Here is a 12,202-nt window from a genome sequence, read left to right as displayed (position 1 = left end):
ACGAGCGCCGAGCCTGTCGCGCGCCGGGGAGCCTGCCGGCCGGCTGGCGCGGTTGCCGCAGGCGGGACAGTTGCCAAGCCGGCGCGATTGCGGGAGGCTTCGGTTCGAGACGGCCGCCCGGCGGCCGGGCGGCGGGCGCCATATCGGCGGCCGGGTCCATTTTAGCCCGCGGCTGGTGGCTGGCGGGTGGCACCGCCGTCGCCCCAGGGGTCGCGGCAGCGCGTCCCGACGAGACGGCGGACCGCGACCAAAGTGTGAGACTCGCCGTCTTGTGGTGGCGGGCCGGCAGAGCCTATTGAAAGACGAGGAAACGGTCGGCGCGGCCGGAGCGAAGCTCCGTGAACGAATGTCCGCCGCGAGGAGGGAGCAGCAGATGACGCCGAAAGTGTATGATGTTCCTGGCGACTGGGCGACGCGGGCTTATCTCGACGATGCCGCGTACCAGGAGATGTACAAGCGCTCGATCTCCGATCCGAATGCCTTCTGGGCCGAGCAGGCCAAGCGGATCGACTGGTTCAAGCCTTTCACCAAGGTCAAGAACACCTCCTACGATCCGCACAACGTGTCGATCAGGTGGTTCGAGGACGGCACCACCAACGTCGCCCACAACTGCCTCGACCGCCATCTCGCCACCCGCGGCGATCAGGTCGCCATCATCTGGGAGGGCGACGACCCCAAGGACGACCGCAAGATCACCTACAAGGAGCTGCACGCCGAGGTGTGCCGCTTCGCCAACGTGCTCAAGGCGCGTGGCGTCAAGAAGGGCGATCGCGTCACCATCTATCTGCCGATGATCCCGGAGGCCGCGGTCGCCATGCTGGCCTGCGCCCGCATCGGCGCGGTCCACTCGATCGTGTTCGGCGGCTTCTCGCCGGACTCGCTGGCCGGCCGCATCGAGGACGCCAAGTCCACGGTGATCATCACCGCCGACGAGGGCGTGCGCGGCGGCCGCAAGGTGCCGCTCAAGACCAATGCGGACGCCGCCGCGACCCGCGCGGGCGGTGTCGAGACCATGGTGGTGGTGCGCCGCACCGGCGCCGCGGTCGCCATGCAGGCGGGCCGCGACGTCTATTACGACGAGGCTGCCAAGACCGTCTCGACCGACTGCCCGTGCGAGGAGATGGGCGCCGAGGACCCGCTGTTCATCCTCTACACGTCGGGCTCCACCGGCAAGCCGAAGGGCGTGCTGCACACCACCGCGGGGTATCTGGTCTACACGGCCATCACCCACCAGTACGTCTTCGACTATCACGATGGCGACATCTACTGGTGCACCGCCGATGTCGGCTGGGTGACGGGCCACAGCTACATCGTCTACGGCCCGCTCGCCAACGGCGCCACCACGCTGATGTTCGAGGGCGTGCCGAACTACCCGACCAATGCGCGCTTCTGGGAGGTGGTCGACAAGCATCAGGTCAACACCTTCTACACCGCGCCGACCGCCATCCGCGCGCTGATGCAGGCCGGCGACGAGCCGGTGAAGAAGACCTCGCGCAAGAGCCTGCGGCTGCTCGGCTCGGTCGGCGAGCCGATCAATCCCGAGGCGTGGGAGTGGTATCACCGCGTCGTCGGCGAGGATCGTTGCCCGATCGTCGACACCTGGTGGCAGACCGAGACCGGCGGCATCCTGATCACGCCGCTGCCGGGCGCCACCAAGCTGAAGCCCGGCTCCGCCACGCGGCCGTTCTTCGGCGTCGTGCCGCAGATCGTCGACGCTGCCGGCAATCCGCTGGATGGTGCCTGCGAGGGCAGCCTGTGCATCGCCGACTCGTGGCCGGGCCAGATGCGCACCGTGTTCGGCGATCACGAGCGCTTCGTGCAGACCTACTTCTCGACCTATCCGGGCCGCTACTTCACCGGCGACGGCTGCCGCCGCGACGAGGACGGCTACTACTGGATCACCGGCCGCGTCGACGACGTCATCAACGTCGCCGGCCACCGGCTCGGCACCGCCGAGGTGGAGTCGGCGCTGGTCGCCCATGCCAAGGTGTCGGAGGCCGCGGTCGTCGGCTTCCCGCACGACATCAAGGGGCAGGGCATCTATGCCTACGTCACCCTGATGACCGGGCAGCAGCCGAGCGAGGAGCTGCGCGCCGAGCTGGTCGCCTGGGTGCGCAAGGAGATCGGCCCGATCGCCTCGCCCGACGTGATCCAGTTCGCCCCGAGCCTGCCGAAGACCCGCTCCGGCAAGATCATGCGCCGCATCCTGCGCAAGATCGCCGAGAACGAGTTCGGCAATCTCGGCGACACCTCGACGCTGGCCGATCCGACCGTGGTGGACGACCTGGTCAACAACCGCCAGGCGTCGCAGCGCGGCGCCGCCTAGCGCATTGTGCGGCGGAGCGGAGCACGATCCCGCCGGATCGGGCTCCGCTCCTGAGCATGCATTGTCCGGCGAAGTGGACGCCGGTTCGCCGTCGGCAATGCGATCACGCAAGGACGTCAGGAGCCGAATCCGATCCAGTCGGATCGGGTTCCGCTCCTGAGCATTGCCCGGCGAAGTGGACGCCGGTTCGGCGCGCGCTCACCCGTACAGCGGCGTGCCTGGCACGAAGGCGTCGAAGGCGGCCCAGAACAGCGCCCGGATCGGGTCGCGCTCCATCATCAGCTCGTGGCGGGCGCCCGGCACGATCAGATGCGAGCCGGCCCGGAGATGGCTGCCGAAGCTCTCCACCGCGGCGGTGGACACGACGGTGTCGCTGCCGCCGGCGACCAGCAGCATCGGCTGGCGCAGCCGCGCCGCGTAGGTGGGGCGCTGCATCGCCGCCATGGTGCGGAAGGCGGCGTCCACCCAGGCGATCGTCGGGGCCGCCACCGCGAGCGCCGGCCCGGCCTCGACCACCGCGGCGATGCGGGCGTGGCGCACCGGGTCGGAGGTGGCCGGATTGTCGGTGAACGGCCCCAGCGCGGCGGGGCGGCGGCTGGCGCCCGGCGCGGCCAGCCGGCCGAGGCCGAAGAGCCGCAGGGTGCGCGCCAGCGGCGCGGCGGCGCCGAGCAGCGGCCGCTGCGCCAGGTCGATCATCGGGCCGCTGAGCACCATGCGGTCGAACCAGCGATGTCCGCGCGCCGCCGATTCGATCAGCACCGTCGCCCCCATGCCCTGGCCGAGCGCGAAGAAGGGCGGCGGGCAATCGGGCAGCACCACCTCCTTCACGAAGGTCTCGATGTCGACCAGGTAGTCGGTGAAGCGGCCGACATGGCCCTTGCGGCCGTCGCGCACCGCCCGCTGCGACAGGCCCTGGCCGCGGAAGTCGAGGATCGCCACCGCGAAGCCGCGCGTGCGCAGATCGTGGACCACCTCGAAGTACTTCTCGATGAACTCGCCGCGGCCCGGGAACAGGCACACCGTGCCCTTCCGGCCGGGCGGCGGCGGGAACCGGGCGAAGCGCAGCGTGACGCCGTCGCGGGTCGTGATGGTGCCGACGCGGGCGCCGACGGGGGCCGGATTGGCGGGAATCGAGACGAGCTTCACCGCGAAGGGCTTTCCGAGCGGGCGTGGGGCGGCTGACGGCCGCTGAGAGACCATTTGGACACTCCGACGGGGCTGCGCCGGAGCCGATTTCGGCCGATCCGGCAGGAGCCGATCGAAGAGCGTACCAGGGAGTACGGTCGAGATCGGCGACGCACCGGGCGGCCGAAGCGGCCCGGCCCCTGAACTCGGGCTCGCCCGAGTTCAGCTCGTCATGCGACGCAAGTCGGGCAAGCCCGACTTGCGGGGTTCGGGTGCGAACGCCGGCCGCGGCGTCGAACAGCTCGCCGATATCCCCGATATCGGCGTCGCTCTTCTCCTGGCCTCCGGCTGTTCGCAACCCGAACGCAGCCGCCGTCCGAGTGTCCAAACGGTCTCTTAATAGCAGGCTCGGCGGGGGGCTCAACCGGCCGCGCATCGCGGCGGCCGGCGGGGGGCTTGAAGGCGGCCGGACGGCGCCCATATCAACCGTGGCGCCGGCCATTCGGCGGCGCACGAAAGGTCCGGCCCATCGGCGGACCTCTTCGCAAATGGCTCATCGCTCTTAGGAGGATATGCTATGCGCACGAGCTTCGATCTCACCCCTCTGTATCGCTCCACCGTCGGCTTCGACCGGCTGTTCTCGATGCTCGACCAGGTCGCCGGCTTCGACGGCCAGGGCCAGGGCTCGACCTATCCGCCCTACAATATCGAGCGCACCGGCGAGAATGCCTATCGCATCACCCTCGCGGTGGCCGGCTTCGCCGCCTCCGACCTGTCGATCGAGGCGAAGGAGAACACCCTGACGGTGCGCGGCGAGCGGCAGGCCGCCAAGACCGAGGAGAGGAAGGGCGAGGTGCTCTATCAGGGCATCGCGGCCCGCGCGTTCGAGCGCGCCTTCCAGCTCGCCGATTTCGTCGAGGTGCGCGGTGCCAGCCTGGAGAATGGCCTTCTGCACATCGATCTGGTCCGCGAGATCCCGGAGAAGATGAAGCCGCGCCAGATCGCCATCGGCACTGCGGCCGGCAACGGCGGCGCCAAGGTGATCGACTCCAAGGCCGCGGCCTGACCGTCGGAACGACCGCACGGAGCGCGCCCTAGAGTGCGCCTGATTGCGAAACTGGAAGCGCCCCGCCCGGGGCGCTTTCTTTTTGTGGAGCGGGCACTTGGCCGATTGGTCGGCCCACCCGTCACTCCACTCCTTCGTTACTCCAGCGGCGCGATGGGCACGGTGACGGCGCCGGGCGCGCGCGGCGGCACGGGGGACGACACCGTTCCGGTCGGCTCGCCCGGCCGGTCGGGGCGGGTCCGCGGCAGCGGTGCGGCCGCCTTGGCCGAGGCCCCGCCGGGGGCGGCTCCCGCGCGTGCGCCAGGCCCCGGCCGGCCCGGGATCGCCCGCGGGGGCACCAGCCGCGGCTCGGCGCCGCGGCCGAAGATCCAGGGCGGGATCGGCCGGCGGCGGCTCGCCGCCACCATGACCAGATCGTCGTCGATCGAGTGTCCGTCCGGCTCCGTCGCGGCGGTCGGGCGGTCGCCTGGCAGGGGGGCGGTCCCGCCATCGGGGCGAGCCGAGGGGGCAGCGAACGGCATCGCGGCGAGTGGCATCGTCGTGCCGATCAGCACCAGCCCGGCCAGCGTGAGCCCGACCGAAGCCCGTCGGGCCGGTCCGGTCCGATACCTGGGCCGCCCTGCGCCGGCCTCCGCCTCTCCATCTCTTGTGGTCATGGGTCCTCCCGATCCGGGCCCATACAGGTCTCCGACTTCGGCAGGGGCGGGGCGGCCGTGTGGCGGCGGGCCGTCGCGGGAAGCATGACGTCGTCGAGGTGTGCGTGGAAGCGGTACCGCGATCCCGCAGCGGGCTCGCCATGCCCTGGCCAGGGTTATGAATTTCGGGCACAATTCGTGATTCTGGGGGTGGTGCCTTGAATGCGTGGCAAGAGTTTGGCATTCTGATTTAGGACAGCATTGCTGTCTCACTTTAATGTATTTGGTTCTGACTTCTCCGGTCCGGGTCCTGGCGGCCGGGCGCCTGTCGACGACGCAGCGCCTGTATCCTCGGGACGACGCCGTGTGCGTCGCCGGACCGGGCGCCTGGCCGGGGACAACGAGCCCGCTGGCATCGCGACACCGAGGGGTGACGCGGCGCAGCGGGCACGCCCGCCTCTGACACAGACGTCCGACGGACGGGCGAGCGATACGAGGGTTTGCACATGACCGCGAACAGGTCCGGCTCGAGCTTCGGAAATGGACAGGCCACCCGTAAACCGGCGGCGGCCGTCCCTGATCCGGCCTCGCAGGCCCGCGGCCTGTACGACCCGGCGGACGAGAAGGACTCGTGCGGCGTCGGCTTCATCGCCGACATCAAGGGTCGCAAGTCGCACCAGATCGTCGCCGACGCGCTGGCGATCCTGTGCAATCTCGAGCACCGCGGCGCCGTCGGGGCCGACCCGCGCGCCGGCGACGGCGCCGGCATCCTGGTCCAGATGCCCGATCGCTTCCTCCGCAAGAAGGCGGCGGAGCTCGGCTTCGACCTGCCGGAGCCCGGCCAATACGGTGTCGCCCAGCTCTTCCTGCCGCACGACGAGGATCGCCGGCAGGAGATCATGAAGCTCTACGCCGACCAGGCCATGCGGGAAGGCATGCAGATCCTGGGCTGGCGCGACGTGCCGACCGACGACAGGAGCCTCGGCTACTCGGTGCGGCCGACCGAGCCGTTCCACCGGCAGGTGTTCATCGGGCAGGGGAGCCTGCGGCTCTGCGAGGAGGATTTCGAGCGCAGGCTCTACCTCCTCCGCAAGACGATTTCCGGGATTCTCTACGAAAAGCGCGGTCGCAACACCGCGCTTTATTATCCTGTGTCGGTCTCTTGCCGGACCCTGATCTACAAGGGCATGTTCCTGGCCGACCAGCTCGCCGCCTACTATCCGGACCTGCACGATCCGGACTTCGAGAGCGCGCTGGCGCTGGTGCATCAGCGGTTCTCGACCAACACCTTCCCGACCTGGTCGCTGTCCCATCCGTACCGGATGATCGCCCACAACGGCGAGATCAACACGCTGCGCGGCAACGTCAACTGGATGGCGGCGCGGCAGGCGTCGGCGCGCTCGGAGAATTTCGGCGCCGACATCGACCGGCTGTGGCCGATCTCCTACGAGGGCCAGTCGGACACCGCCTGCTTCGACAACGCGCTCGAGTTCCTGGTCCAGGGCGGCTATCCGCTCGCCCATGCCGTGATGATGATGATTCCCGAGGCGTGGGCCGGCAACCCGCTGATGGACGAGGAGCGGCGCGCCTTCTACGAGTATCACGCCGGCCTGATGGAGCCGTGGGACGGCCCCGCCGCCATCGCGTTCACCGACGGCCGCCAGATCGGCGCCACGCTGGACCGCAACGGCCTGCGGCCGGCGCGCTACCTGGTCACCCGCGACGACCGCATCATCATGGCCTCCGAGATGGGCGTGCTGCCGATCCCGGAGAAGGACATCGTGGTGAAGTGGCGCTTGCAGCCCGGCAAGATGCTGCTGGTCGACCTGGTCGAAGGCCGGCTGATCCCGGACGAGGAGATCAAGGCCGAGCTCGCCCGCAAGAATCCCTATCGCGAGTGGCTCGACCGCACCCAGCTCGTGCTCGAGGACCTGCCGCCGGCGAGCAGCCGGCCGGTCGCCTCCAACCTGGCGCTGCTCGACCGCCAGCAGGCGTTCGGCTACAGCCAGGAGGATCTGCGCGTCCTGATGGCGCCGATGGCCTCGACCGGCGAGGAGCCGGTCGGCTCCATGGGCAACGACGCACCGATCTCGGCGCTGTCGTCGCGGCCGAAGCTGCTGTTCACCTACTTCAAGCAGAACTTCGCCCAGGTCACCAATCCGCCGATCGACCCGATCCGCGAGGAGCTGGTGATGAGCCTGGTCTCGATGATCGGGCCGCGGCCGAACCTGTTCGACCTGGAGGGCGTGTCGCGGGTGAAGCGGCTGGAGGTGCGCCAGCCGATCCTCACCAACGACGACCTGGAGAAGATCCGCTCGATCGCCGACATGGACGGCTCGGGCTTCCGCTCCATCACGCTCGACACCACCTGGCCGACGGTTGCCGGGGCCGACGGGCTGCGCCCGGCGGTGGCGGCGCTGTGCCAGCGCGCCGAGCGCGCGGTGCGCGACGGCCTCACCATCATCATCCTGTCGGATCGTGCGGTCGGCACCGACCGCATCCCGATCCCGTCGCTGCTCGCCTGCGCGGCGGTGCATCACCACCTGATCCGCCGCGGCCTGCGCACCTCGGTCGGCCTCGTGGTCGAGTCGGGTGAGCCGCGCGAGGTGCATCACTTCTGCTGCCTCGCCGGCTACGGCGCCGAGGCGATCAATCCCTATCTCGCCTTCGAGTCGCTGCTCGCCATGCGGGACGAGCTGCCGCAGCGCCTCGACGAGAAGGAGATCGTCAAGCGCTACATCAAGTCGATCAACAAGGGCATGCTGAAGGTGATGTCCAAGATGGGCATCTCCACCTATCAGTCCTACTGCGGCGCCCAGATCTTCGACGCGGTCGGCCTCAAGTCCGAGTTCGTCCACGCCTACTTCACTGGCACCGCGACCCGCATCGAGGGCATCGACATCGATGTGGTCGCCGAGGAAACGGTGCGGCGCCATCGCGACGCCTTCGGCGATGCGCCGGTCTATCGCAACGCCCTCGACGTCGGCGGCGAGTACGCCTACCGCACCCGCGGCGAGGAGCATGTGTGGACGGCGCCGACCGTCGCGGCGCTCCAGCACGCCGTGCGCGGCAACTCGCAGGAGCGCTACCGCGCCTTCGCCGGCATGGTCAACGAGCAGTCCGAGCGGCTCCTGACCATCCGCGGCCTGTTCCGCATCCGCTCCGCCGAGGAGGACGGCCGCACCAAGGTGCCGCTCGCCGAGGTCGAGCCGGCGGCCGAGATCGTCAAGCGCTTCGCCACCGGGGCGATGTCGTTCGGCTCGATCTCGCGCGAAGCGCACACCACGCTCGCCATCGCCATGAACCGCATCGGCGGTCGCTCGAACACCGGCGAGGGCGGCGAGGAGGCGGACCGCTACAAGCCGCTGCCGAACGGCGACTCGATGCGCTCGTCGATCAAGCAGGTGGCGTCCGGCCGCTTCGGCGTCACCGCCGAGTATCTGGTCAACTCGGACGTCATGCAGATCAAGATGGCGCAGGGGGCCAAGCCCGGCGAGGGCGGCCAGCTGCCCGGCCACAAGGTCGACAAGACCATCGCCCGGGTGCGCCACTCGACGCCCGGCGTCGGCCTCATCTCGCCGCCGCCGCACCACGACATCTACTCGATCGAGGATCTGGCGCAGCTCATCTTCGACCTCAAGAACGTCAACCCGCGGGGCGATGTCTCGGTCAAGCTGGTCTCCGAGGTCGGGGTCGGCACGGTGGCGGCCGGCGTCTCCAAGGCGCGCGCCGACCACGTCACCATCTCGGGCTTCGAGGGCGGCACCGGCGCCTCGCCGCTCACCGCCATCAAGCACGCCGGCTCGCCGTGGGAGATCGGCCTCGCCGAGACCCACCAGACGCTGGTCGCCAACCGGCTGCGCGGCCGCATCGCCGTGCAGGTGGACGGCGGGCTACGCACCGGCCGCGACGTGGTGGTGGGGGCGCTGCTGGGTGCGGACGAGTTCGGCTTCGCCACCGCGCCGCTGATCGCGGCCGGCTGCATCATGATGCGCAAGTGCCACCTCAACACCTGCCCGGTCGGCGTCGCGACGCAGGACCCGGTGCTGCGCGCCCGCTTCAAGGGCACGCCCGAGCACGTCATCAACTACTTCTTCTTCGTCGCCGAGGAGGTGCGCGAGCTGATGGCCGAGATGGGCTATCGGCGCATCGACGAGATGGTCGGGCAGATGCAGATGCTCGACCAGCGCCGCCTCGTCGAGCACTGGAAGGCCAAGGGGCTCGACTTCTCGCGCCTGTTCATGAAGCCGGTGGCGCCCGCCGAGGTCGCCATCCGCAAGTGCGAGACGCAGGACCACGGCCTCGACAAGGTGCTCGACCGCAAGCTGATCGCCGAGGCGCAGCCGGCGCTCGACCGCGGCGCCCCGGTGCGTATCCAGGCGACCGTCGGCAACACCGACCGCACCGTCGGCGCCATGCTGTCGGGCGAGATCGCCCGCCGCTACGGCCACGAGGGACTGCCGGACGGCACCGTCCACATCCGCCTGGTCGGCACCGCCGGCCAGAGCTTCGGCGCCTGGCTGGCCCGCGGCGTCACGCTCGAGCTGGAGGGCGACGCCAACGACTATGTCGGCAAGGGCCTGTCGGGTGGTCGCATCGTCGTGCGGCCGCAGGCGGAGGCCGGCATCGTGCCGGAGGAGTCGATCATCGTCGGCAACACGGTGATGTACGGCGCCATCGCGGGCGAGTGCTACCTGCGCGGCGTCGCCGGCGAGCGCTTCGCGGTGCGCAACTCGGGCGCCACCGCCGTGGTGGAGGGCGCCGGCGATCACTGCTGCGAGTACATGACCGGCGGCGTCGTGGTGGTGCTCGGCAAGACCGGGCGCAACTTCGCGGCCGGCATGTCGGGCGGTGTCGCCTATGTGCTGGACGAGGACGGCAGCTTCCAGAACCGCTGCAACATGGCGATGGTGGAGCTTCAGCCGCTGCCCGAGGAGGAGGCGGTCAACGCCGCCTACTACCACCACGCCAAGGATCTGGAGACGCCCGGCCGGGTCGAGGTGCTGCGCGACATGACGCGCCACGACGCCGAGCGGCTGCATCTCCTGATCAGCAAGCACGCGCGCTTCACCGGCTCGCAGCGCGCCCGCCACATCCTCGACAACTGGGCGGCGTTCCTGCCCAGGTTCCGCAAGGTGATGCCGCTCGAGTACAAGCGCGCGCTCGCCGAGCTGGCCAAGGAGCAGGAGGCCGCCATGCAGGCGGCCGAGTGAGGCGGACGCGACACGATCACGTCTGCCCCGAACCTCGACGGCGTCATGCCCGGGCTCGTCCCGGGCGGCCACGAGTGTCCGGCACGACCGGATCGAGGCGAGGATGGCCGGGGTGAGCCCGGCTATGACGGGACTTCGGACGGGGGCGGGGCGGACCGCACCGCGAGACTGAACAGACAGGCAGCGGCCTCTCCGATCGGGTCGGCGCCAGGATCGAGAAGAACGATGGGCAAGGTTACGGGTTTTCTGGAATTCGAGCGCACCGACCGCAAGTACGCGCCGGTGGAGGAGCGCCTGCGCCATTACCGCGAGTTCGTGCTGCCGCTGCCAGAGCCGGAGCTGAAGACGCAGGCGGCGCGCTGCATGAACTGCGGCATCCCGTACTGTCACACCGGCTGTCCGGTGAACAACCAGATCCCGGACTGGAACGATCTCGTCTATCTGGACGACTGGAAGACGGCCGCGCAGAACCTGCACTCGACCAACAATTTCCCGGAGTTCACCGGGCGCGTCTGCCCGGCGCCCTGCGAGGAAGCCTGCACGCTGAACCTCGAGGACAACCCGGTCACCATCAAGACCATCGAGTGCGCCATCGTCGACAAGGCCTTCGAGCAGGGCTGGGTGAAGCCGGAGCCGCCGAGTCGGCCGACCGGCCATCGCATCGCGGTGATCGGCTCGGGTCCGGCCGGGCTCGCCAGTGCCCAGCAGCTCGCCCGCGCCGGCCACGAGGTGCACGTCTTCGAGAAGCAGGCCAAGGCCGGCGGCCTGCTGCGCTACGGCATCCCCGACTTCAAGCTGGAGAAGCATCTGATCGACCGCCGCGTCGCCCAGATGGAGGCCGAGGGCGTGACCTTCCACTATGGCGCCCATGTCGGCGTCACCGTAAAGGCCAAGGACCTGATCGACCGCTTCGATGCCATCGTGCTGGCCGGCGGCGCCGAGGCGCCGCGCGATCTGCCGATCCCGGGCCGCGAGCTGGCCGGCGTCCACGTCGCCATGGACTTCCTGCGCCAGCAGAATCAGCGGGTGAGCGGCGAGCCGGTCACGGGCGAGCCGATTCTCGCCACCGGCAAACACGTCGTCGTCATCGGCGGCGGCGACACCGGCTCCGACTGCATCGGTACCTCGGCCCGCCAGGGCGCCGCCTCGATCGTTCAGCTCGAGATTCTGCCGCAGCCGCCCGCCAAGGCCGACAAGCTCGTCACCTGGCCGAACTGGCCGCTCAAGCTGCGCACCTCGTCGAGCCACCAGGAGGGCGCCACCCGCGAGTTCTCGGTGCTCACCGAGCGGTTCTCGGGCGAGAACGGCAAGGTGAAGCGGCTGCACTGCGTGCGAGTCGACGCCGCCATGAAGCCGATCCCGGGCTCCAATTTCGAGCTCGCCGCCGATCTCGTGCTGCTCGCCATGGGCTTCGTGCATCCGGTGCACGAGGGCATGCTGGCCGGGCTCGGCATCGCGCTCGATCCGCGCGGCAACGTCAAGGCCGACACCGATGGCTACCGCACCTCGCTCGACAAGGTGTTCACGGCCGGCGACATGCGCCGCGGCCAGTCGCTGGTGGTGTGGGCGATCCGCGAGGGCCGCCAGGCCGCCCATGCGGTCGACAGGTTCCTGATGGGGTCGAGCGCCCTGCCGCGCTGATCCCGCCGCGCTGATCCTGTCGCCGGTCTCGCGGCGGTGGTGCGGCCGGGCGGAGCCAGGCCCGGGTGATCACCGGATCTCGTATGACGAGGAAACGCCCGCACCGAGGTGCGGGCGTTTTTCGTCGGGCGGTGCTGTCGCCGGCAATGCGCTCCCGGCTCCTTCGGTGGCGAACCGAAGCCCGGCGCGCCGGAGC

Annotated in this window: 6 protein-coding genes; 4 read left to right on the top strand and 2 right to left on the bottom strand. The window is 69.8% G+C overall.

Translation table 11 applies throughout. The features are described 5' to 3' along the window. The first annotated feature begins 373 nt into the window (after positions 1–373). A complete protein-coding gene (gene acs, locus ACFQUV_RS13910; RefSeq protein ID WP_129610693.1) occupies positions 374–2,326 on the top strand; it encodes an acetate--CoA ligase in 1,953 nt (650 codons plus the stop codon). Positions 2,327–2,524: 198 nt separating this feature from the next. Here acs and ACFQUV_RS13905 read toward each other — a convergent pair whose 3' ends face one another. Next, positions 2,525–3,472: an alpha/beta fold hydrolase gene (locus tag ACFQUV_RS13905; RefSeq protein ID WP_129610694.1), complete on the bottom strand. Its 948-nt coding sequence runs from the start codon at positions 3,470–3,472 to the stop codon at positions 2,525–2,527. A gap of 556 nt (positions 3,473–4,028) precedes the next feature. On the opposite strand from ACFQUV_RS13905, the gene ACFQUV_RS13900 reads away from it, so the two are divergent. Further along, the gene (locus tag ACFQUV_RS13900) at positions 4,029–4,517 is read left to right on the top strand and encodes an Hsp20 family protein (protein ID WP_111385398.1); all 489 of its coding nucleotides are present in this window, start codon (positions 4,029–4,031) and stop codon (positions 4,515–4,517) included. A 137-nt stretch (positions 4,518–4,654) separates the two neighbouring features. On the opposite strand, the gene ACFQUV_RS13895 is transcribed toward ACFQUV_RS13900, so the two are convergent. Continuing rightward, the gene (locus tag ACFQUV_RS13895) at positions 4,655–4,924 is read right to left on the bottom strand and encodes a hypothetical protein (protein WP_129610695.1); all 270 of its coding nucleotides are present in this window, start codon (positions 4,922–4,924) and stop codon (positions 4,655–4,657) included. 734 nt (positions 4,925–5,658) lie between these two features. On the opposite strand from ACFQUV_RS13895, the gene gltB reads away from it, so the two are divergent. Beyond that, positions 5,659–10,365, top strand: a complete 4,707-nt coding sequence (gene gltB, locus ACFQUV_RS13890) for a glutamate synthase large subunit (RefSeq protein ID WP_129610696.1) — start codon at positions 5,659–5,661, stop codon at positions 10,363–10,365. Positions 10,366–10,590: 225 nt separating this feature from the next. Continuing rightward, on the top strand, positions 10,591–12,006 hold the full coding sequence (locus ACFQUV_RS13885; protein ID WP_129610697.1) for a glutamate synthase subunit beta: 1,416 nt from the start codon (positions 10,591–10,593) through the stop codon (positions 12,004–12,006). Positions 12,007–12,202: the final 196 nt, after the last annotated feature.

The organism is Rhodoplanes sp. P11, assembly GCF_964266735.1.
GTDB lineage: Bacteria > Pseudomonadota > Alphaproteobacteria > Rhizobiales > Xanthobacteraceae > Rhodoplanes > Rhodoplanes serenus.
This window is presented reverse-complemented; position numbering and strand designations above follow the sequence as displayed.

What these genes read in the sequence shown, in the direction of transcription:
- ACFQUV_RS13895 (WP_129610695.1), bottom strand. Translation starts at nt 4,924, where the DNA reads ATGGTGGCGGCGAGCCGCCGCCGGCCGATCCCGCCCTGGATCTTCGGC.
- gltB (WP_129610696.1), top strand. Translation starts at nt 5,659, where the DNA reads ATGACCGCGAACAGGTCCGGCTCGAGCTTCGGAAATGGACAGGCCACC.
- ACFQUV_RS13885 (WP_129610697.1), top strand. Translation starts at nt 10,591, where the DNA reads ATGGGCAAGGTTACGGGTTTTCTGGAATTCGAGCGCACCGACCGCAAG.
- ACFQUV_RS13900 (WP_111385398.1), top strand. Translation starts at nt 4,029, where the DNA reads ATGCGCACGAGCTTCGATCTCACCCCTCTGTATCGCTCCACCGTCGGC.
- acs (WP_129610693.1), top strand. Translation starts at nt 374, where the DNA reads ATGACGCCGAAAGTGTATGATGTTCCTGGCGACTGGGCGACGCGGGCT.